The organism is Cyanobium sp. Lug-B (genome assembly GCF_024345635.1).
In the GTDB taxonomy this organism is placed as follows: domain Bacteria; phylum Cyanobacteriota; class Cyanobacteriia; order PCC-6307; family Cyanobiaceae; genus Cyanobium; species Cyanobium minutissimum.
Genome location: NZ_JAGQBM010000009.1, coordinates 44,553 through 64,709, shown reverse-complemented (window position 1 = coordinate 64,709; position 20,157 = coordinate 44,553). Strand labels below are relative to the sequence as shown.

Annotated in this window: 23 protein-coding genes and 2 tRNA genes; 12 read left to right on the top strand and 13 right to left on the bottom strand. The window is 70.1% G+C overall.

Annotated elements, in window-relative coordinates; all coding sequences use genetic code 11:
- Positions 1–92: 92 nt before the first annotated feature.
- Entirely contained in the window at positions 93–1,664 is a 1,572-nt protein-coding gene (locus KBY81_RS03915) for a photosystem II high light acclimation radical SAM protein (protein WP_254975673.1), read from the bottom strand.
- Between the two features lie 276 nt (positions 1,665–1,940).
- Between KBY81_RS03915 and psbA the strand changes: the two genes are divergently transcribed.
- Complete coding sequence (psbA, locus tag KBY81_RS03910; protein WP_015109068.1) at positions 1,941–3,020, top strand: photosystem II q(b) protein; 1,080 nt, start codon at positions 1,941–1,943, stop codon at positions 3,018–3,020.
- A 138-nt stretch (positions 3,021–3,158) separates the two neighbouring features.
- Positions 3,159–4,247 carry a chorismate synthase gene (aroC, locus tag KBY81_RS03905; protein WP_254975672.1) on the top strand — a complete coding sequence of 363 codons (1,089 nt, stop codon included), beginning with the start codon at positions 3,159–3,161 and terminating at the stop codon, positions 4,245–4,247.
- Positions 4,248–4,256: 9 nt separating this feature from the next.
- Here aroC and KBY81_RS03900 read toward each other — a convergent pair whose 3' ends face one another.
- The 4 genes from KBY81_RS03900 to psbO all read right to left on the bottom strand — a co-directional run bounded on the left by KBY81_RS03900 (position 4,257) and on the right by psbO (position 8,926).
- A complete protein-coding gene (locus KBY81_RS03900) occupies positions 4,257–4,847 on the bottom strand; it encodes a bifunctional 4-hydroxy-2-oxoglutarate aldolase/2-dehydro-3-deoxy-phosphogluconate aldolase (RefSeq protein ID WP_254975671.1) in 591 nt (196 codons plus the stop codon).
- A 28-nt stretch (positions 4,848–4,875) separates the two neighbouring features.
- Positions 4,876–6,720 carry an ATP-dependent zinc metalloprotease FtsH3 gene (gene ftsH3, locus KBY81_RS03895; protein WP_190611446.1) on the bottom strand — a complete coding sequence of 615 codons (1,845 nt, stop codon included), beginning with the start codon at positions 6,718–6,720 and terminating at the stop codon, positions 4,876–4,878.
- Between the two features lie 66 nt (positions 6,721–6,786).
- Positions 6,787–7,968, bottom strand: a complete 1,182-nt coding sequence (sat, locus tag KBY81_RS03890) for a sulfate adenylyltransferase (RefSeq protein ID WP_254975670.1) — start codon at positions 7,966–7,968, stop codon at positions 6,787–6,789.
- A 145-nt stretch (positions 7,969–8,113) separates the two neighbouring features.
- A complete protein-coding gene (gene psbO, locus KBY81_RS03885) occupies positions 8,114–8,926 on the bottom strand; it encodes a photosystem II manganese-stabilizing polypeptide (protein ID WP_254972521.1) in 813 nt (270 codons plus the stop codon).
- 112 nt (positions 8,927–9,038) lie between these two features.
- Between psbO and KBY81_RS03880 the strand changes: the two genes are divergently transcribed.
- Positions 9,039–9,419 carry a hypothetical protein gene (locus KBY81_RS03880; protein WP_254975669.1) on the top strand — a complete coding sequence of 127 codons (381 nt, stop codon included), beginning with the start codon at positions 9,039–9,041 and terminating at the stop codon, positions 9,417–9,419.
- On the opposite strand, the gene coaBC is transcribed toward KBY81_RS03880, so the two are convergent.
- On the bottom strand, positions 9,385–10,656 hold the full coding sequence (gene coaBC, locus KBY81_RS03875; RefSeq protein ID WP_254975668.1) for a bifunctional phosphopantothenoylcysteine decarboxylase/phosphopantothenate--cysteine ligase CoaBC: 1,272 nt from the start codon (positions 10,654–10,656) through the stop codon (positions 9,385–9,387). The genes KBY81_RS03880 and coaBC overlap by 35 nt on opposite strands.
- Complete coding sequence (locus tag KBY81_RS03870) at positions 10,646–10,864, bottom strand: DUF2555 domain-containing protein (RefSeq protein ID WP_106220767.1); 219 nt, start codon at positions 10,862–10,864, stop codon at positions 10,646–10,648. The genes coaBC and KBY81_RS03870 overlap by 11 nt, the downstream gene beginning before the upstream one ends.
- 46 nt (positions 10,865–10,910) lie before the next feature.
- On the opposite strand from KBY81_RS03870, the gene KBY81_RS03865 reads away from it, so the two are divergent.
- The 4 genes from KBY81_RS03865 (at position 10,911) to KBY81_RS03850 (ending at position 12,102) form a co-directional block, all read left to right on the top strand.
- Positions 10,911–10,983, top strand: a tRNA-Ala gene (locus tag KBY81_RS03865).
- A 57-nt stretch (positions 10,984–11,040) separates the two neighbouring features.
- Positions 11,041–11,202, top strand: a complete 162-nt coding sequence (locus KBY81_RS03860) for a PCP reductase family protein (protein WP_106220768.1) — start codon at positions 11,041–11,043, stop codon at positions 11,200–11,202.
- 44 nt (positions 11,203–11,246) lie between these two features.
- Complete coding sequence (locus KBY81_RS03855) at positions 11,247–11,444, top strand: hypothetical protein (RefSeq protein ID WP_015109473.1); 198 nt, start codon at positions 11,247–11,249, stop codon at positions 11,442–11,444.
- 319 nt (positions 11,445–11,763) lie between these two features.
- Positions 11,764–12,102 carry a DUF565 domain-containing protein gene (locus KBY81_RS03850; RefSeq protein ID WP_254975667.1) on the top strand — a complete coding sequence of 113 codons (339 nt, stop codon included), beginning with the start codon at positions 11,764–11,766 and terminating at the stop codon, positions 12,100–12,102.
- 33 nt (positions 12,103–12,135) lie between these two features.
- On the opposite strand, the gene KBY81_RS03845 is transcribed toward KBY81_RS03850, so the two are convergent.
- A complete protein-coding gene (locus KBY81_RS03845; protein ID WP_106220770.1) occupies positions 12,136–13,146 on the bottom strand; it encodes an aspartate carbamoyltransferase catalytic subunit in 1,011 nt (336 codons plus the stop codon).
- Positions 13,143–13,835: a DNA-3-methyladenine glycosylase gene (locus KBY81_RS03840; RefSeq protein ID WP_254975666.1), complete on the bottom strand. Its 693-nt coding sequence runs from the start codon at positions 13,833–13,835 to the stop codon at positions 13,143–13,145. The genes KBY81_RS03845 and KBY81_RS03840 overlap by 4 nt, the downstream gene beginning before the upstream one ends.
- A 136-nt stretch (positions 13,836–13,971) precedes the next feature.
- Here KBY81_RS03840 and KBY81_RS03835 point away from each other — a divergent pair, with 136 nt between their 5' ends.
- Both KBY81_RS03835 and KBY81_RS03830 read left to right on the top strand, forming a co-directional pair.
- Positions 13,972–14,628: a hypothetical protein gene (locus KBY81_RS03835; protein WP_254972529.1), complete on the top strand. Its 657-nt coding sequence runs from the start codon at positions 13,972–13,974 to the stop codon at positions 14,626–14,628.
- A gap of 126 nt (positions 14,629–14,754) precedes the next feature.
- A complete protein-coding gene (locus KBY81_RS03830; protein ID WP_015109478.1) occupies positions 14,755–14,892 on the top strand; it encodes a hypothetical protein in 138 nt (45 codons plus the stop codon).
- Between the two features lie 32 nt (positions 14,893–14,924).
- Here the strand turns inward: KBY81_RS03830 and KBY81_RS03825 are convergent, their stop codons facing one another.
- Positions 14,925–15,221 carry a DUF6679 family protein gene (locus tag KBY81_RS03825; protein WP_015109479.1) on the bottom strand — a complete coding sequence of 99 codons (297 nt, stop codon included), beginning with the start codon at positions 15,219–15,221 and terminating at the stop codon, positions 14,925–14,927.
- A gap of 70 nt (positions 15,222–15,291) precedes the next feature.
- On the opposite strand from KBY81_RS03825, the gene KBY81_RS03820 reads away from it, so the two are divergent.
- Together KBY81_RS03820 and gatC are read left to right on the top strand one after the other, a co-directional pair.
- Entirely contained in the window at positions 15,292–16,110 is an 819-nt protein-coding gene (locus KBY81_RS03820; RefSeq protein ID WP_106221102.1) for a creatininase family protein, read from the top strand.
- A 48-nt stretch (positions 16,111–16,158) separates the two neighbouring features.
- The gene (gene gatC / locus KBY81_RS03815) at positions 16,159–16,452 is read left to right on the top strand and encodes an Asp-tRNA(Asn)/Glu-tRNA(Gln) amidotransferase subunit GatC (protein ID WP_106220773.1); all 294 of its coding nucleotides are present in this window, start codon (positions 16,159–16,161) and stop codon (positions 16,450–16,452) included.
- Between the two features lie 24 nt (positions 16,453–16,476).
- Here gatC and crtR read toward each other — a convergent pair whose 3' ends face one another.
- The 3 genes from crtR to KBY81_RS03800 all read right to left on the bottom strand — a co-directional run bounded on the left by crtR (position 16,477) and on the right by KBY81_RS03800 (position 19,293).
- A complete protein-coding gene (gene crtR, locus KBY81_RS03810) occupies positions 16,477–17,496 on the bottom strand; it encodes a beta-carotene hydroxylase (RefSeq protein WP_254975665.1) in 1,020 nt (339 codons plus the stop codon).
- Positions 17,497–17,584: 88 nt separating this feature from the next.
- Entirely contained in the window at positions 17,585–19,135 is a 1,551-nt protein-coding gene (locus tag KBY81_RS03805; protein WP_106220775.1) for an alpha/beta hydrolase, read from the bottom strand.
- A gap of 76 nt (positions 19,136–19,211) precedes the next feature.
- Positions 19,212–19,293 (bottom strand) — tRNA-Leu (locus KBY81_RS03800).
- Positions 19,294–19,387: 94 nt separating this feature from the next.
- On the opposite strand from KBY81_RS03800, the gene KBY81_RS03795 reads away from it, so the two are divergent.
- Entirely contained in the window at positions 19,388–20,140 is a 753-nt protein-coding gene (locus KBY81_RS03795; RefSeq protein ID WP_254975664.1) for a Ycf66 family protein, read from the top strand.
- The last annotated feature ends 17 nt before the right edge of the window (positions 20,141–20,157 follow it).

Here is a 20,157-nt window from a genome sequence, read left to right as displayed (position 1 = left end):
ACCACCGCTGGACCGCCCCGTAAAGGTAGGCGACCCAAAGAGTCACGACTGTTCGTTGCGTCAATCGTGACTGGGGTCCTGTTGCTTTCCGCTCAGAGCGTCGCCGTGGCCAGGGCCCGGCGCCCCTCCACCGGCGCCCGCAGCGCCTGCTCCAGGGGAGCCACGCCGTACTCCCGCTCGAGCAGGTCCATCACGGTGCGGCCGAAGTCGGCCGGATTGCGCTCAAAGGCCTCCAGGCAGATCCGGCCGAACACCCGACCCATCGGTTCCGGGTTCCACAGCAGCTTGCGGGCCGTCCAGGGCATGAGGCTCATCGGGTCGTAGCCGGGCTTGAGCATCCCCTGGTCGAAGGCGTACTGCTCCAGGTGGGTGTGGGGCTGGAGGCCGATGAAGAAGATCGCGGGCTCCACCAAAGCGGCACCGAAGATGCGCTCCAGTTCCCGGTGATAGGCGATCGTCTGGCGGATGGTCTCGGGCCGTTCGTCGATCACGTTGAACGAATAGTTGACGGAGACATGCTCCCGGAAGCCGGCTGCCGCCAGCATCCGGCAGTTCTCCAGCACCGTGCGCAGGTTGTAGCCCATGCGCATCTTGCGGACGAGCTCCTGGGAGCCCGAGGTGATGCCGATCTCGAAGTAGCTCATCCCCGTGGCCACCATCAGCTGGGCCAGCTCGGCATCGAGATTGTCGGCACGGATGTAGGCCGCCCAGCGGATGTCCGTGAGGCCCTCCGCCTGAATGGCCCGCAGCAGGTCCTTGGCGTCGTCGATGTAGCGCCGGGCTGGGATGAACTGGGCATCGGTGAACCAGAAGCCCCGCACGCCCCGGTCATACAGCTGGCGCATCTCCCGCACCACCTCGGCGATCGGGTTGACGCGCACGGCCTTGCCCTCCACCACGGTATAGACGCAGTAGCAGCAGTTGTGGGGGCAGCCGCGCTTGGTCTGGACGCCGACGTAGAAGTCACCGCCGTCGAGGTACCAGTTCAGCTGGGGCCAGATCGCTTCGATGTAGGCGTAGTCGCAGGCGGTCTTCTCCAGGCCCGCCGGCTGCTCGTGGATCAGGCCCGGACGGGGGGCCTCGCCCACCACATAGCAGCGTTCGCCAGCGAGCGACTGGCCGCGGATCAGTTTCTCCAGCAGCCCTTCCCCTTCCCCCACCGACACCACGGAGCCGTTGGGCAGGCCGCGGCCGAGCTGCTCGTAAAAGACGCTCACCGCCCCGCCGCCGATCACCACCCGGGCCCCGGGGTTGTGCCGGCGGGCGCGCCGCAGACCCCGGCGCACCAGCCGCAGGTTGCGCCACAGCTCGCCGTAATAGGAACCCATCAGCCGCAGCCCGCCGATCGCCCCCCGCAGGCGCTTGAGGGGATTGGCGGAATAGAACACCTCGAAGGAGTTCTGCAGCGGATTGCCGCCCCGGCCATCGACCGGGGCGTAGATCTGGATGTCCCGCCAGGAGAACACCAGCAGGGTGGGCCGGAACTGGTCGACCACCTCCAGGAGCACCCGCTGCACGTCGAGGAGAGGCACGGCCGCCAGATCCAGGATCCGCTGGGGCAGCGTGGGGAAGCACTTGTGCAGGTGATCGGCCAGATAGATCGGGCCGATCGGGAAGATCGGATTGCAGGGCAGCCGCACGAGCAGCACCCGTTGATCGCTCACGGCTGACGCGGCTCGAGGGGGTCCCCGGACGCTAACAAGCGCGCCCGGGCCGCCGGTGGGGGGCCGGCCGCCCGGGGGCAGGGGGCCGGCGAGGGGAGCCTGGGAGGGGGGTCGCGGGAGGCGCCCACCACGAAGCAAAGCTTTTCTTCATGAAGGCGGCCCTCACACTCCGCAACACACTGTTACAGTGCTGCGGGGGACGGAATTCCGCCCCCATCTCCTTCCACCGACGCGGCGTTTCCGCGCCAGTGCTCGGTGTCTTCCTTCTACGCACTCATGACCGCCACTCTCCAGCAGCGCTCCGGCGCTTCGGTGTGGAACCAGTTCTGTGAGTGGGTCACCTCCACCAACAACCGTCTCTACGTCGGTTGGTTCGGTGTGCTGATGATCCCCACCCTCCTGGCCGCCACCATCTGCTTCATCGTCGCCTTCATCGCGGCGCCCCCTGTCGACATCGACGGCATCCGTGAGCCCGTCGCCGGCTCCCTGATGTACGGCAACAACATCATCTCCGGCGCTGTTGTTCCTTCCAGCAACGCCATCGGCCTGCACTTCTACCCCATCTGGGAAGCCGCCAGCCTCGACGAGTGGCTGTACAACGGTGGCCCCTACCAGCTGGTGGTCTTCCACTTCCTGATCGGCGTCTTCGCCTACATGGGCCGCGAGTGGGAACTCTCCTACCGCCTCGGCATGCGCCCCTGGATCTGCGTCGCCTACTCCGCCCCCGTGGCGGCCGCCAGCGCCGTGTTCCTGATCTACCCCTTCGGTCAGGGTTCCTTCTCCGACGGCATGCCCCTCGGCATCAGCGGCACCTTCAACTACATGCTGGTGTTCCAGGCTGAGCACAACATCCTGATGCACCCCTTCCACATGCTGGGTGTGGCCGGTGTGTTCGGTGGCTCCCTGTTCTCCGCCATGCACGGCTCCCTGGTGACCTCCTCCCTGGTGCGTGAAACCACCGAGAGCGAGTCCCAGAACTACGGCTACAAGTTCGGCCAAGAGGAAGAGACCTACAACATCGTGGCCGCCCACGGCTACTTCGGTCGCCTGATCTTCCAGTACGCCTCGTTCAACAACAGCCGCAGCCTGCACTTCTTCCTGGCTGCCTGGCCCGTGATCGGCATCTGGTTCACCGCCCTGGGCGTGAGCACGATGGCCTTCAACCTGAACGGCTTCAACTTCAACCAGTCCATCCTGGATGGCCAGGGCCGGGTCATCAACACCTGGGCCGACGTGCTCAACCGTGCCGGCCTCGGCATGGAAGTGATGCACGAGCGCAACGCGCACAACTTCCCCCTCGACCTGGCCGCTGCCAGCGCCACCCCTGTGGCCCTGACCGCCCCGGCGATCGGCTGATCCTGCCCCTCCAGATTTCTGGAACCTTCCAACCCCCTGCGCGAGCAGGGGTTTTTTTCATGGCGACGCGGTTCATGGCGACGCGGTCCGGCTGGGTAGGCTCCCTGCTTCGGAAAGCCCGATGGGCAGGGCGGTGCGATGGGCAGCAGTTTCGGCGATCTTTTCCGGATCAGCACGTTCGGCGAATCCCACGGCGGTGGGGTGGGGGTGATCATCGATGGCTGTCCCCCCCGGCTGCCCCTGGATCTGGAGCAGATCCAGGCCGATCTCGACCGACGCCGGCCCGGCCAGAGCCGCATCACCACCCCCCGCAAGGAGGAGGACCGGGTCGAGATCCTCAGCGGCCTGCTCGACGGGGTCACGCTCGGGACGCCGATCGCCATGGTGGTCCGCAACAAGGACCAGCGCCCCGGCGACTATCAGGAGATGCAGGTGGCCTTCCGGCCCTCCCACGCCGACGCCACCTACCAGGCCAAGTACGGCATCCAGGCCCGCAGCGGCGGCGGCCGCGCCTCGGCCCGGGAAACGATCGGCCGGGTGGCCGCTGGTGCGGTGGCCAAACAGCTGCTGGCCCGCACCCACGGCACCGAGGTGATCGCCTGGGTGCGCCGGATTCACACCATCGAGGCCCAGATCGATCCCGCCAGCGTGAGCCTGGAGGCGGTGGAGGCCAACATCGTGCGCTGCCCCGACGCCGCCACCGCCGAACGGATGATCGAGCGCATCGAGGCGATCGGGCGGGACGGGGATTCCTGCGGCGGGGTGATCGAATGCCTGGTGCGGCGGCCGCCGGTGGGCCTTGGCATGCCGGTGTTCGACAAACTGGAGGCGGATCTGGCCAAGGCGGTGATGTCGCTGCCGGCCACCAAGGGCTTCGAGATCGGCTCCGGCTTCGGCGGCACCGTGCTGCGCGGCAGCGAGCACAACGACGCCTTCCTGCCCAGCGACGACGGCCGCCTGCGGACCGCCACCAACAACTCGGGCGGCATCCAGGGGGGCATCAGCAACGGGGAGGAGATCCAGCTGCGGGTGGCGTTCAAACCCACGGCCACGATCCGCAAGGAGCAGCAGACCATCGATGCCACCGGCGCCGCCACCACCCTGGCGGCGAAGGGACGCCACGACCCCTGCGTGCTGCCCCGGGCCGTGCCGATGGTGGAGGCGATGGTGGCCCTGGTGCTGGCCGATCACCTGCTGCGCCAGCAGGGCCAGTGCAGCCTCTGGTAAGCCGCCGGCTCAGGGCCGCGGCGGCAGTTCCGCCAGCACCTGCCGCAGGGTCTCCGGCCCCTGGGCCACCAGCGACGAGCCCAGGGCGACGGCACCGACCCCGGCCTCCAGCCAGGGACGCACATCGGCGGGACCGAGACCGCCGGCGGCGATGCAGAAGGGGAGCGGTGGGCCCAGCGGATCCCGCAGGCGCCGCCAGTGGCCGATGCCGACGCTGGCGGCGGGGAACAGCTTGACGATCGGACAGCCCAGGGAGCGGGCCCGGTTCACCTCCGTGGGTGTCATCACCCCGGGAACCAGGGCGAAGCGGGCCATGGCCGCCGTCTCCAGCAGTTCCGCCTCCAGGACGGGGGAGACGCCGTAGGAGAAACCCGCCTCCAGGGCCGCCGCCAGGGCCGCGGGGGTGCAGATCGAGGCCGCCCCCAGACGCAGATCGGGATACGCCTCGATCAGGCGCCGGCAGTCGGGGATCCAGGCCGGCGAGGGCCCCCAGGCGATCTCCACATGGCGCACCCCCAGCGCGGCCAGCTGGCCCAGCTGGGGGGCCAGCAGCGCTGGCCGCTCAGCACGAAGCACCACCAGCAGGGGCTGGTGGTGCAACGACTGGATCAGGGACTCGCAGGGGGGCCTAGACGTAGGCGGCCACCGTCACATCGCGGGAGATCAGCAGCTCCTGGAGCTCCTCGGCATCCACGGTCTCCTTCTCGACCAGGAGCTCGGCCAGCTCATCGAGCACGGCCCGGTTGGCGAGCAGCACCTCGGTGGCGCGGCGGTAGGCGTCGGCCACCAGCTGGGAGACCTCCTCATCAATGGCGGCGGCGGTGTCCTCGGAGAAGTCGCGCTCGGCGGCGATGTCGCGGCCGAGGAACATGCCCCCCTGGGCGCGGCCCAGGGCCACCGGGCCGAGGCGGTCGCTCATGCCGAAGCGGGTGACCATCTGGCGGGCGACGCGGGCCACCTGCTGCAGGTCGTTGGAGGCCCCGGTGGTGACTTCGTCCTCGCCGTAGACGATCTCCTCGGCGACCCGGCCACCGAGGGCGACGGCCATCTGGTTCTGCAGGTAGGAGCGGGAGTAGAGGCCCGACTCCATGCGCTCCTCACTGGGGGTGAAGAAGGTGAGGCCGCCGGCCTGGCCGCGGGGAATGATGCTGATCTTCTGGACGGGGTCGTAATCGGGCATCAGGGCACCCACCAGGGCGTGGCCGGATTCGTGGTAGGCCACCAGGCGCTTGCGGCGCTCGCTCATCACCCGGTCCTTCTTCTCCGGGCCGGCCATGACGCGCTCGATGGCGTCGTTGACCTCATCCATCGACACTTCGGTCAGCTGGCGGCGGGCGGCGAGGATGGCCGCTTCGTTGAGCAGGTTGGCCAGGTCGGCACCGGTGAAGCCGGGGGTGCGGCGGGCCACCTTGTCGAGGTCGACGTCCTTGGCGAGGGTCTTGCCGCGGGCATGAACACCCAGGATCTGGAGGCGGCCGGCGTAGTCGGGACGGTCGACCACCACCTGGCGATCGAAGCGGCCCGGCCGCATCAGGGCCGAATCGAGCACGTCGGGACGGTTGGTGGCCGCCACGATGATGATGCCGGTGTTGCCCTCAAAGCCGTCCATCTCGGTGAGCAGCTGGTTGAGGGTCTGCTCCCGCTCGTCGTTGCCGCCGCCGAGGCCGGCGCCGCGCTGGCGGCCCACGGCGTCGATCTCGTCGATGAAGACGATGCAGGGGGCGTTCTTCTTGGCCTGCTCGAACAGGTCGCGCACCCGGCTGGCGCCGACGCCCACGAACATCTCGACGAACTCCGAACCGGAGATCGAGAAGAACGGCACGCCCGCCTCACCGGCCACGGCCTTGGCCAGCAGGGTCTTGCCGGTGCCGGGAGGGCCCACCAGCAGCACGCCCTTGGGAATCTTGGCGCCGACGGCGGTGAAGCGATCGGGGTTCTTGAGGAAGTCGACCACCTCGGTGAGCTCGAGCTTGGCGCCCTCGATGCCGGCCACGTCACCGAAGGTGACCTGGGTCTGGGGTTCCATCTGGACCCGGGCCTTGCTCTTGCCGAAGTTCATGGCCGGGTTGCCGCCGCCGCCCTGGGCGCGCCGCAGCAGGAAGAACAGGCCACCGAGCAGCAGCAGCGGGAAGATCAGGCTGCCGATCGCCTGCTGCCAGGCCGCCGGCTCCCGGTTGGGCTGCACGGCGATGTCGACGTTGTGGTCGGTGAGCAGCTTGAGCAGGTCCTTGTCGGGGGCGAGGTTCACCACGGCGCGCTGGCCGTCGTTCTCCACCACCTGGGCGGTGCCGCGGTCGGGGGAGATCAGCACCCTCGAGATCTCGTTGGCCTGGACGGCCTCGACGAAGTCGCTGTAGCGCAGGGTGCGGGGGGCGCGGGCCGGATCGGGCCGCTCCAGGAAGGCGGTGCCCACGGCGATCATCACGATCACCAGGAGCACGTAGAGCCCCGCGTTGCGCCAGCGTTTCTTCACGACCCTGTCTCCTGTGTGAGAGTGAAAGTAACAGAATGTTAATCGCCGTCCGGGGTCGGACGGGGCTCAGGCCGCGGCCCTGAGCACCTCCACCACGCTACGGAAGGCGAACCATTCCGGGATCTCCTCGCCGCCGCGCAGCATCTGGCGGAACTGGGTGCCGCTCAGCTTGCGGATGTGCAGCCCCCGGGCCTGGGCGTGCTCGGCGGTGACGTAGCCCTCCTCCTCGGTGTAGACGAGGTTGAGGGAGGGCACCGTCTCCATGCCGAGTTCGGTGGCCTGGTCACGGGCGAAGTCCTGGGCCTCGTAGGGGCCGTAGAAGTCCTCGCCGGTGAGGGACGATTTGCAGCCGGCCATGTCGCGGCCGATGATGAAGTGGGTGCAGCCGTAGTTCTTGCGGATGATCATGTGCTGCAGGGCCTCCCGGGGGCCGGCCATGTGCATCGCGTAGGGGAGGTAGGCCCAGCGGATGCGGGGGTTGTCCACCTCGGCGGCCAGCCGTTCGTAGGTGGCGAAGCGCACCTCTCCGGCGATGTCGTCCTCCTGGGTGGGACCGCAGGTGGGGTGCACCAGCACCACCCCCCCCTTGCTGACGTTGGGGGCCTCGAGGGCGCGGGTGAACAGCTCGTAGTGGGCCCGGTGGATGGGGTTGCGGCACTGGAAGGCCACCACGTCCTGGCCCGCCGGCAGGGTGGCGCGCACCTCCACCGGGGTGCTGCAGGGGAACACCCGCTCCGGCAGGGCCAGACCCTGCAGACTTCCGCCCAGGTAATAGCGACCGCGCTCGGTGGCGATCATGCGCACCGCCGGGTGCTCCAGGGAGGTGGTGCCGTAGCAGCCCTTGGCCTCGACCACCTTGTCGGGCTCCCAGCGGCTCTCCACGGTGAGCACGGCCAGGTCCTGGCCTTGGTAGGTGAGCAGCAGCCGCTGGCCCACGGCGATGGAGGCGTCGTCGGTGTCGAAGACGATCGGCAGGCCGAACAGCAGGCCGCTGGTGGTGCGGTGGCCGGCCACCACCGCGTCGTAGTCCTCCTGGTGCATGAAGCCGCGCAGGGGCGAGAAGCCGCCCACGATCAGCAGCTCCACGTCGCAGGCGTTGCGGTGGCTGCACTCCAGCACCTTGTCCACCGAGGCGCGGGCCTCCTCCACCGCCGCGGCCCGCTGGTCGGACGGCACCATCAGATCGACGAGGCTGCCGCCGTGGGGGGCGATCAGATCGGAGCGGGCGGCGGTGTTGGCGAGCGTCATGGCGACGGGCCGGGGCTGCACAGGGAATGGGCCCATCCTCCCAGACCAACCTTCGGCCGTGAAAAAGGGCGGCCCAAAAAAAGGGGCCCGCGGGCCCCTGGAATCAACGGGTTGTCGAGGAGCCGGTTAGGGCCCTGCCTTGGACTCAGACCTGCTCAAGGCGGCCGTAGAGCTCGCCGGTGATCTTGACGTCGACGACGGCCTTGGTGCCCATGTCGGTGTCGGAGGGCTGGATGGCGGTGAACACCCCGGCGAACTCGCCGGTGCTGGGATCGACCTTGGTGATCGAGAGGTCCATGGTGCCGGAGCCATCCACGTAGCGCTTGACGGTTTCCCCGGCGAACTCATCGCCGGCGGGCACCAGACCCACGGCGCTGCTGTAGCCGGTGGTCAGGCCGCGGCCCTTGGGATCCAGGAAGTTGCTGGTGCGGTAGCTGGGGGCGCGGTACTCGCCCTTGAGGTCGGTGCTGGTGGAGAAGGCGGTGCCGGCGGCGGAGGCCTTGAGCTCCTTGCTGGAGAACATAAAGGGCACTTCCTCACCGCCGGGCATCAGCACGGTGATCGGCTGGAAGTCGATGCCACCCAGTTCCTTGAAGGTGAGCTTGTCACCGCTGACCTTGAGGTCGCCGTAGACCTGATCAAGGCTGGAGGTGTAGCGGGTGAGGATCTTGCCGGCGACGAACTGGGCTTCCTGGCGCTTGTTGGCGGGCTCCCCCTTCACGAACACCTCGGAGGGGTGCATGCAGATCTCCTTGAGCTGGTAGGTGGCCGAGGGATCCAGGGAGATCGTGCCGCGGGCGGAATCGGGCAGGGTCGGGCAGTCGTTCGCCAGACCGGTGTTGTGGATGTCTTCGTAGGTGAGGTTGGCCCGATCAACGGCCTTGGCCCCGCCGCTGCATGCGGACACCAGGGTCAGGCACAGAGCCAGCACGAGGGCCAGCAGGGGACGGAAACGCATGGGGAGAAGCCGCAGAGACGGAACGGGAACTGGGCTGGCCGGGATCCTACCGGTGCAAAACGCCCATTCCAGGTGGCTTGCGTGGGCTCTCAACAACCTGTATGAGAGGGAGATGACCCTGAGCCGCACCCACCCGATCGACGAATCCACGCCCTCCCCGCCGCAGTCCGCAACCGCGTCCGCACCCGCGCCCGCGCCCGACCCAGCCTTCGACCCAGCTGCCGACCCCGAGCTCCAGGGGGCCCTCGACACCCTGCTGAGGATCGCCGAGCAGCGCGCCGAGCAGCCCGAAGCCCTGCTCGATCTGCTCCGCCGCATCGAGCACCTGCACCGCACCATCCAGGACGGCCCCTTCCGCAGCAGCCTCCCCGGCGACCGCAACGGCCTGTTCACCCTGCTCTCCGAGATGGAGAGCAGCGGCGGCTGGCCCTACATCCCCCGGCTGCAGCTGCGCACGTTCATGGATCTGCTGGCGCCCGAACCGGAGTCCTGAGGGCCGCCGCTTCCGCCAGCGCTGAGAGCAGCCGGTGGGCCAGGGCCAGCTTGCCCATGGGCTCCAGGCGGCGCTCCCCGGATCCCGGCCCCAGCAGCCAGCCCTCGTTGCCGGCCGACCCGAACCCCGCCCCGGGGCGGTCGATCGGGTTGGCGAACAGGAGATCGCAGCCCTTGCGGGCGAACTTGGCGCGGGCCTCTTCGAGCACCTCACCGCTCTGGGCGGCGAACCCCAGGATCGCCTGGGCCGGCGGCCGGCTCTGCACCAGGGCCGCCAGCAGATCGGGCACCGGCTCCCAGCCACCGGTGAGGGAAGCCTCCAGGGCCTCCTTGGGGAGCTTGTGGCCCTCGGGGCTGCGGCGACGGTGGTCAGCGACGGCGGCGGCCATGGCGATGGCGTCAGCGCCCCCCTGAAGCCGCAGCAGGGCCGTTTCCATCTCAGCGGCGGTGACCACGGGGTGGCGCTGGAGACCCTCCAGCCAGGCCGGATCGACCGCCAGCGGGCCATGCACCAGATCGACGCTGGCACCGCGCAGGCGGGCGGCCTGGGCCAGCAGCACGCCCATGCGTCCAGTGCTGGGGTTGGTGAGGCAGCGGGCCGGATCGAGGGCCTCCCGGGTGGGGCCGGCACTGACCAGCAGGCGGCGCCCGGCCCAGTCGCGGCGGCAGCCGGCCAGCATCACCGACTCCAGCGCCAGCAGCAGCAGCGCCGGGTCCGCCATGCGCCCATCACCCACCCGGTCGCAGGCCAGCAGGCCGCTGCCCGGCTCCAGGGGCAGCACCCGCCCCCAGTCCTGCAGCTCCCGCCAGTTGCGGCGCACCGCAGGGGCGGCCCACATGGCGCTGTTCATGGCCGGGGCGGCCACCACGGGGGCCTCGCAGGCGATCAGGGTGCTGGCCAGCAGGGTGTCGGCCATGCCGTGCACCCAGCGGGCCAGGCTGGTGGAGCTGAGGGGGGCCAGCAGCACCACCTCGGCCCACTCGGCCAGGGCGATGTGCAGGGGCCGGGCCTCCCGGTGGCTCCACTGGTCGGCCTCGATGTGGCAGGGGGAGCGGCTGAGGCTGGCCAGGGCCACCCCGCTCACCAGCCGCTCGGCGGCGGGGCTGAGCACACAGCGCACCAGGGCCCCCCGCTGCACCAGGGCGCTGACCAGCTGGGGCAGCTTGACGGCGGCGATGCTGCCGCTGATCAGCACCAGCACCCGCCGTCCCGCAAGGGCGTCCTCCTCACTCCTCATCGAAAGGTTCCTGATCCACCAGATGGACGTAGGGCCGGATCAGGTCGGGGCGGTGGATGGCCAGGGCCCGCAGCAGGTGCCAGTCGGCCAGGCCCGCGAACGGGGTGGGGTAGTCGTCGTCCTCGAGGCGTCGGGCGAGCTCGGCGATGGACGCCTCATCGAAGGCCGCGAGCCGCTCGGGGGTGATGGACAGGCTGGAATCAACCAAGGGGGCGGCCGGGGAGGGGGACGGGATGGTGATAATGGCGATCGAAGGGGAATTAGCTCAGCTGGTAGAGCGCTGCGATCGCACCGCAGAGGTCAGGGGTTCGAGTCCCCTATTCTCCATCCACCATTCTCCCCGGCCGGGCTCCCGGCAGCCCAGGCCCACGCCCACACCTGCCGATGGACTGGAGCAGCGACGCCGAAACCAGCCTGAAGGAGATCCCGTTCCTGGTGCGGCCGATCATCCGGCGCAAGATCGAATCCCTGGCCCGCGAGGCTGGGCTGGACGGTGTGGATCTCGCCTTCTACCAGCAGGCCAAGGAGCGGTTCGGACGGAAGTGAATCGGCGATGGGGTAAAAGAGGGGGTTGATCAGGGGCCCGCTCAATGTCGCAGTCCAAGCGCGAACAGGTTGTCAGTCATCTGCGCTACATCCGCCAGGAGCTGCGGGAGATGCACCAGGGCGTCATGGAGGACGGCCTGCTGCCGGAGGCCGGGGAGGTGCGGGGGGTGATGGCCCAGATGGAAGCCCTGCTGGAACTGCTGGAAGGCAAGGGATCCCGCAAGAAGGACGGGGACGGCTGAATCGCGACGTCTGAGAACGACCACGCCACCCGTCAAGCCCCTGCAGGGACGCTCCGGTCAGCGGCTGCCCCCCCTTGCCCGACCCGCTGGAGATTGGTTTGCTGGTGTCGTCCCCATCACCCCGCCCGGGCCTCGGCCTCGGGCTTTTTTATTGGCATCCCCTATCGGTGGGGGGAAAATGCTGTCAAGACGCCAGAGATGGTGTAGACAAGAGATCGCAGGGATTGGGCCGGGTGATGGGGATCACCGCCAGTGGCTTTCCACCCTCGGGTGGTGAGCCCCCTGCTCCCCCTTTCCACCCAGCGGCAGGTTCGCACCGTTGCCTCCCCGCTTCCAGCAGACCCGATTTCAGCAGCGGATCACCCAGTCCGGCAACCTGCTGGAGGCCTGGGCTGAAAATCCCTGGCGCCGCCTTTCCCTGCTGCTGATCGTGCTGCTGGGCGGCTTCGTGATCGGCGGCAGCGTCGGCTCCATCACCGGCGCCCTGTCCCTGTTCGATCCCCTCGGCGCCCTGGTGTGCGTGCTGGCCATCGAAGTGGCGGCCCGGCTGCGGGGCCGGCTGCTGGTCCAGCCGCTGAAACTGCGGCTGCAGGTGCTGGACATGGCCCGCATGGGCCTTCTCTACGGCCTGCTGCTGGATGGCTTCAAGCTGCTCTGAGGGGCCCGAGGCGCCTTCCGACGGGCTGAGCCCTCAGACGGCGGCCAGCAGATAGAGGAGGGCCATCCGGATGGGAATGCCGTTGCGGACCTGCTCCTCCACCAGGCTGCGGCCGGGATCGTCGAGCAGTTCACCGGCGATCTCCACCCCCCGGTTCACCGGGCCGGGGTGCAGCACCGGCACGGCGTCGCCGCAGAGGGCCAGGCGCCGGTGGCTGAGCCCGTACTGGCGGTGGTAGGTGTCCAGGCTGGTGAGCAGGTGCTGCTGCATCCGCTCCTTCTGCAGACGCAGGGTCATGACGGCATCCGCCCCGGGCAGGGCCTCCTCCAGGCGCCGCTCGACCCGCACCCGGCCCCGGGCGGCCACCGGGTCGGCCCCCTGGCCCGGCGGCGGGGCCAGCACGAAGTCGGCGAAGCAGTCGGGCAGCAGGGTGGCCGGCCCGCAGAGCACCACGTCGGCGCCGCAAGCGGTGAGGGCCCAGAGGTTGGAGCGGGCCACCCGGGAATGGAGCACGTCGCCGACGATGACGATGCGGCGGCCCCGCAGGCTGGCGGGGGAGGGGGCCTCGGGCTCGAAGTGGCGCGCCAGGGTGAACAGGTCGAGCAGGCCCTGGCTGGGGTGGCTGTGCAGGCCGTCACCGGCGCTGAGCACCGACACCCGCTCGCCGCAGCGGTCGAGGTCGCGGGCCAGGCTGTGGGGCACCCCGGCGCAGCGGTGGCGCACCACCAGGATGTTGGCGCCCATCGCCACGTAGGTGCGGGCGGTGTCCAGCAGGCTCTCCCCCTTGCTGAGGGAGCTCGACGACGGCGAGAAGCTCTGCACCTCCGCCGAGAGCCGTTTGGCGGCCAGCTCGAAGCTGCTGCGGGTGCGGGTGCTGGGCTCGAAGAAGAGGCTGGTCATCAGCCGGCCCTGGAGGGCGGGCAGGCGCCGGGCGCCGGCCACCGGCAGGGCCCGGAAGCGCTGGGCCAGTTCGAGAACGGTGGCGAAGTCGTCGACCGAGAAGGACGCCAGGTCGAGCACATGGCGGTGACTCCAGCCGCTCAAGGCGTTCTGCTCCCGTCGAACGCCCCAACCGTAGAGGCCAGCAGGGCGGCGAGCCCATCCTGGCGGGGCGTGCGATCGCCGCGGGCGCGCCGGCTGACGCTGCGGCTGGCGCGCAGGTACCAGCGCCAGGGCAGCTCCTGCCCCTGGGAAACGCCGATGCGCTGGGTCTGCAGCAGCGGCGCCTCCCCCTGGGGCCCTGGCCCCTCCAGCAGCGCCGCCACATCGGGCAGCCGCGAGGCCAGCCACAGGCCCGAGGCCGGCGCGGCGATCCGGCCGTCCTGACGGCGGTCGATGGCGAAGCAGCGGGCCAGCAGGCCGGGGCCGGCCGCCGCCCGCTCCGGCTCCCCCGGCAGGGCGGCCGCCCGCAGCAGCACCCCGTTGGCCCAGTCGGGACGGCCGGTGACCACGTTGACGCAGTGGTGCACGCCGTAGGTCAGGTAGACGTAGAACCGGCCGGGCTCCCCGAAGAGGGTGTCGTTGCTCGCCGAGCGGCGGCGGTGGCCGTGGCAGGCAGGCTCGCTCTGGCAGTAGGCCTCGGTCTCGACGATCACGCCCCAGCGCAGGGCGCCCGACGGCTGACGCCGCAGCAGCAGGCAGCCGATGAGCTCCGGGGCCACCACCTCGGCGGGGCGGGCGAAGAAGGACGGGGGGAGGGGAGGAACCGGAGGGGCGTGGCAGCTGGTCACCATGGGGCGGCCTCCGGCCGAGTCTGCAGCCAGGTCGCTGGCTTTTCCGTTGCGTTTTGCATCCCGTGTCCCTTGGTACGGCGGGGAGGGACTCGGCTGGCTTAACCAGGTCTTAACCAAGGGATAACGTTCGGCGGCCATGGCGAAGCGCTACTCCATTCTCGATCGGCTGCGCTTCACCCGGACAGGCCTGAAGGCCCGCCTCGATTACCTGAAGTCCGGGTACATCTTTGTGCACGTCCCCCGGTGCGGGGGCACCTATGCCGCCACCCTGATCCACGGCCGCCCCCTCGGGCACCTCTATGCCGATTTCATCCGGCGCAAGCTGCTGGGCGATCGCCTCTATGCCGCCCGAACCTCCGTCGCCTTCGTTCGCTGTCCCGTCGAGCGACTGATTTCGGCCTACTGCTTCTCGCTTCGCGGCGGCACCGAGCTGGTGTCCCAGTTTCCGCTGCACAGGCCCCCGCGCTGGGCTCTGACGGATTTTCGGACCTTCTGTGAGGACTGGCTGTTTCAGCAGAGCCTGCATCGGGTTGATTTCATCTTCCGGCCCCAGAGCTGGTGGCTGTTCGACGAATCCGGCCACCTGATCGTTGATGAGGTCAGCCATCTGAGCCGGCTGGATTCCTGGCTTCAGGAGAAGGGCTTCGTCAGCGAAGACAGCCCGGTGAAGGTCAACGCCTCGGAGCAGGGCCTGGCCGAGGAAGCGCGCCGGGCGCTGTCTCCGTCCCTGATCGGCTCGATCCGGGATTTCTACGCCCAGGACCTCGAGCTGCTCAGCGCCCACCTCGCCTGACGCCCCACGGAACCGCCGACGGTGCGGGGAAGCGGACCGGAGGCCGCCCCGGGGAGCGGTGGACGCGCCGACGGGCCACACTGGCCTCAGCGCTGAACAGCCCTACCTCCTGATCAACGCCCCACCATGGAAACCGCCAGCTTCAACCTCGGCACCGTGCTTCTGGCCGTCAGCGGCCTGTTCGTGCTGACCACCCTGTTCTTCGGCACCAAGGGGGGCTACTACGACACCGACGACTACGACGGCAACGGCACCGCCCACTGAGTTCGGCCCGCTGGCGGCCGTCGGGCCACCGATCAGGAACTGCCGAGCCGTTCGGCCTCGGGACAGTCGCCGGTGGTGGGCAGGTCGTCGGCATCGGCGGAGCGGCTCACCGAGGCCAGCCGGGTGCTGACGGCCCCGATCGAGGCCAGCCGGACGCTCTCCTCCCAGCTGTGGCGCTCGTCGCCGTCCTCATCGTCGTAGCGGAGGGTGACCAGATCGCCCTCGATCTCCACCACCAGGGCCCGCTCGATCCAGCGCTGCTGATCCAGCAGGTAGACCCAGACCGGCCGCTGCTCCAGGCGAAAACGGTCGAGCTTGCGATGCAGCATCGTGACGCCGCGGATAGGGTCGATCCTAGGCAGCACGGCGCCGGCCGCCATGTTCACCATGACCCGATCGATGCCCAGCACCGCTCCAGGCCCCAGCACGGTTCCGGGCCCCGTGGCCAGCAACGAGGAGATCCGGCTGCAGCTGCGCAGCTGGCCCGAGGTGGAGGACTACCTCAGCCGCTGCCGGGGGGTGATCGTGCCGCTGGGCTCCACCGAGCAGCACGGGCCCACCGGTGCCATCGGCACCGACGCCCTCACTGCCGAAGCCGTGGCCCTGGAGGTGGGACGCCGCACCGGGGTGCTGGTGACGCCCGCCCAGGCCTTCGGCATGGCCGAGCACCATCTGGGCTTCGCCGGCACCATCAGCCTGCAGCCCTCCACCCTGCTGGCCGTGCTCCATGACGTGGTGCTCTCCCTGGCCCGCCACGGCTTCGAGCGCATCTACGTGATCAACGGCCACGGCGGCAACATCGCCACCGCCCGGGCCGCCTTCGCCCAGGCCTACGGCACCGCCGCCTCCCGGGGGCTGCCGGGCGCCGAGCGGCTGCGCTGCCGTCTGGCCAACTGGTTCACCGCCGGCCCGGTGATGCGGGAGGCGCGCGATCGCTACGGCGAGCGGGAGGGGCACCATGCCACCCCCAGCGAGATCGCCCTCACCCTGCACCTGGAGCCCAGCCTGGGCGCCAAGCAGCGGCCGCTGCCGGAGGCGGCCCCGGCCGGGCCGATCCATGGCCCCGAGGACTTCCGCCGCCGCCATCCCGATGGCCGCATGGGCTCCGACCCGTTCCTGGCCAGCGCCGAGCATGGCGCCCGCTTCCTGGAGCTGGCGGCGGCGGCCCTGGCCGACGACCTGGCCGACTTCCTGGGGCCGGACGGGGAAGCGGGCTGAGGCGGCGACGGCCGCGGCTAGGTTCGGACGACGACGACGAGCGCGACGATGGAGCGGATCACGGCCGACGATGTGCGCAAGGTGGCCCAGCTGGCCCGCCTGGCCCTGCCCGAGGAGCGGATCGCCACCTACACCGTTCAGCTGGAGCGGATCCTCGACTACGTCGCCCATCTCGAGCAGGTGGACACCGAAGGGGTGCCCCCCACCACCCGGGCGGTGGAGGTGGTCAACGTCACCCGCCCCGACGCGGTGGATCCCACCCCGGTGCGCGAGGAGCTGCTGTCCCTGGCCCCCCAGCGGGAGGGGGATTTCTTCCGGGTGCCGAAGATTCTGGGCGACTGAAACCGGACGGCGGTGACAAGGCGCTCAGCGCACCGGCAAGATGGCGGTGCGGTGCAGCAGTTCAAGCACCCGCCGGCGGGCATGGCGGGTGGGCATCAACCGGACCAGGGGACGCAGACGGCTGCGGCGCTTCTTGTGGGAGCGCACGCCCAGAAAGATGTCGTAAAGGAAGTTGAGACTGTCGGCGCGGCTCTCGAACAATCCCAGCCGCTGGGGTGAACCCTTGGCATCGAGAATCGGCTTGGTGGCGTGATACGCCGGCTGGTACTCGAACCAGGGGATCGACGGCCAGAGATGGTGAATCAGGTGGTAGTTCTGGCCCATGATCAGCCAGTTCATCAGCCTGCTCGGGTAGACGCGGGCGTTGTGCCAGCGGTTGCGGGACTGGAAGGGCCGGTGGGGGAGGTAATCGAAGAACAGACCGAGGGTGACGCCCACCATCAGGGCCGGGGCGAACCAGCAGTTGAAGACGAACGGCAGGAAGTTATGCCGGGCGGCCGCCACCACGATCAGCACGAAGATGGTGCGGGCCAGGACCCACTCGAACAGCTCGTTGTGGCGCCAGAGGCGATGGCGGAAGAAGAAGACCTCGTGATAGAAGAAGCGCGGCGCGATCAGCCACAGGGGCCCGAAGGTGCTGACGATGTGGTCGGGATCGAGCTTGGGGTCGTTGACGTGGGCGTGGTGCTGCAGATGCACCCGGGTGAACACCGGGAAGCTGAAGCCCAGCAGCAGGGCCGCCCCATGGCCCATCACCGCGTTCCAGATGCGGTTGGGATGGGCGGCGTTGTGGCAGGCGTCGTGGATGACGGTGCCCTCCAGGTGCAGGGCCAGGAAGCCCAGGGCCAGCAGGGCCGGCAGGGGCCAGCCCCCCACGAACCAGCCCCAGATCGTCAGGGCCGCCAGGCCATAGCCCGCCAGGAAGAGGCCCACCGTGGGGTTCCAGGCGGCGGGGGGATCCAGGTACTCCCTGGGGACACTGAGCCGCGGCACGGGCGTGGTCGAAGCCACGGAGGCGGACGTGGGTGCCAGCGTGTCTGTCATGACCTGGGCCAGGTCCGGATCCCCATCGGAGGCCCCAGATTACGGAAGACGCCCGGTGGGCGCGACAGGGCGACCCGGGTCGGCGTGATCACGGCTGGTTGGGGCCGAGCGGCAGGCTGCGCAGGCTGCCGGTGATGTCCACCAGGGGGAACTCGGTGGCTCCCCAGCCATCGGGGGGCAGCAGCGACGGCGCGTCCGGGGCCGGGGCCACCGCGGCACCGGCGGCAAAGGCGCCGTCGGTCCAGGCGAGCAGCAGCCCCCGCAGGGCGCCGCCGCCGTCAGCGAAGTGGGAGCGCAGGTTGAAGTGGTCGCCATCCTTGGCCAGCACGAGCCGGTGGCCGCCGCCGGCGTTGCGCGCCTCCATCGCCATGGGGCGCAGCGCCTCAGGACCGGAAGGCACCACCCAGTCGCGGCTGCCGCTCACCAGCAGCACCCGGCCGTTCATGGCGCGGCCCGAACCCTGATCGAACAGCAGCGACATCGGCGGGCTGACCGCCACCACCGCCTTGACCCGGGGATCGGCCAGGCCGGCCTGGTCGGCGGAGCTGAGGAAGCTGCACTGCAGCACCCAGCTGACATTGCGGGCCGGATTGGTGACGTCGTCGCAGAAGCGCTTGAGCAGGGCCGCACTGGGCCGGGCCCCGGCCAGCTGCAGCACCGTGGTGGCGCCGTAGGACTGGCCCATGGCCACGACGGCATCGGTGCGCAGACCGGCCGGCAACCCCAGGCTGCCGGCGGCGGCCGCATCGATGGCGGAGGTCATGTCCATCGGCCGCAGCCGCAGGTCCTCCGGCTTGGGGGGCGGCACCTGGCCGGAGAGCATGGCCTGCTGCTGCGACTTGTCGCTGCCGGGGTGGCGGGGCAGCAGCACGGTGTAGCCGTGGCTGGCCAGGTGCCGGCCCCAGCCCTCGAAGCTTTCGGGGTCGTCCCAGAGGCCGTGGGAGATCAGCACCAGACGGCCATTGGAGCCGGTTTCCGGCTGGATGGTGACCACCTGGAGGGGCTTGGGGCGGTGGGTGACGGGGATCGCCAGCTCCTGGCGCTTCACCGCCAGGGGGCCGGCCTGGCTGAGAGCCGGGCTGATCCCGGCGGCGGGCAGGGAGGCCACCAGCTGGTTGCCCAGGCGCTGCTGGCTGGTGAGTCGATCGATGGCGAAGACCACCCGCTGCAAGTCCACCGTGGCGCTCTTGCCGGGCAGGGCCTCCAGCACCTCCAGCAGGTTGAGGCTGCCCTTGGCCTGGCTGCTCTCCAGGGAGGCCGCCAGCTGGCTGGAGTCGAGCGGCTGGCGCACCCCCTCCACCAGCACCACCGAGGAGATCAGCAGCAGCACCTGGTTGACCAGGGGTGAACCCACCGACTGCTCGGCGAGGGCCTTGAGCGGCAGGGGCAGGGGCGTCTGGAAGGCCTCCACCAGCCGGCGGCCGATGGCGCCGTTGGTGGCCCGATCCAGCTCGGCGAGGTCACTGTTGCCGGAGAGCAGGGTGCGCTGATCCTTCAGCTCGCGGATCTGAACCGTGAAGGCCGTCTCGAGCAGGGGCAGGGTGAGCTGGATCTCCTCCAGCGCCCGGACGGGAGCCGCCGCCAGCAGCGGCCCCACGCCAAGGAGCAGCGCCGTGAGCTGGCGGAGAGGGCTCGTCATGCAGGCATTCCCATTGATGGGAAGCGTAGGTGCGCCCTCGAAAGCACACCCCAAGGGGGCCCGGATCCGTCAGGGATGCCCACCGGGGGACTTGAACCCCCACGACCTGAGCCACTGGAACCTAAATCCAGCGCGTCTACCAATTCCGCCAGGTGGGCCTGGATGGACTTTAGACAGACTGGCTGGTGCGATCCGTCGGCGGCGGCGCCCCGGTGGTCACCGCCCAGAATGGGACCAGACGTCGCCCCGGCCATGCTTGCCACCCTCGGAGGCTTCCTGGCCCTGCTGCTCGGCACGCTGCTGCTGCTGCTGCCCCTGCTGGCCTCGGAGCTGAGCCGGGCCAGGGATTCGGTGTGGGGGGCGGTGGTGCTGCTGCTGGGCCTGGTGCTCGTCACCAGCGCCGAGCGGCTCACCGGTGCGCCGATGCTGGCGGTGCTCTGCGGCGGCCTGCTGATCGGCCGGCTCGGGGTGGAGGTGGGCCAGGGCCGCTGGCGCATGCTCACCGACGAAGAACGCCAACGGCTCTGGTCGTGGGAGCGCTGGCGGACCAGCCTCAGCCAGCTCGGGGCCTCCCTGGGGCGGCTGCTGCAACTCGGCGCCGGCCTGGCCAGCGGCCTGGGGGCCTGGCTGGCGGAACGGCGCGCCGCCCGCCCCACCAGCACCAAGAAGTGGGTGCGGCCCGAGGCGGACGCTGCCGCCCCAGCAGCGGCACCGGAGGCCGCCGCAGTGGCTGTGGCGGCGGAGGTGGCCCAGGAGGAGGTGGCCGCGGTGGAGGAAGTGGCGGCGGTGACGGCGGTGGCCGAGGTGGCCGAGCCGGAGACCACCGGGGCGCCCGAGGCGACCGGCGATGGGCCCCTGGTGGTCAGCGACTTCGAGGCGATCGACGCCCTGCTGGAGCAGGCCATCCCGGAAGCCCCGCCGGAGGCAGCGCCGGAGGCCACACCGGAAGCCCCGCCCGAGCCGACGACGCCGCTGCCGGAGGAGGGTCTCGGCGAGGCGGGATAATCCAGCCTTCTCGCGCC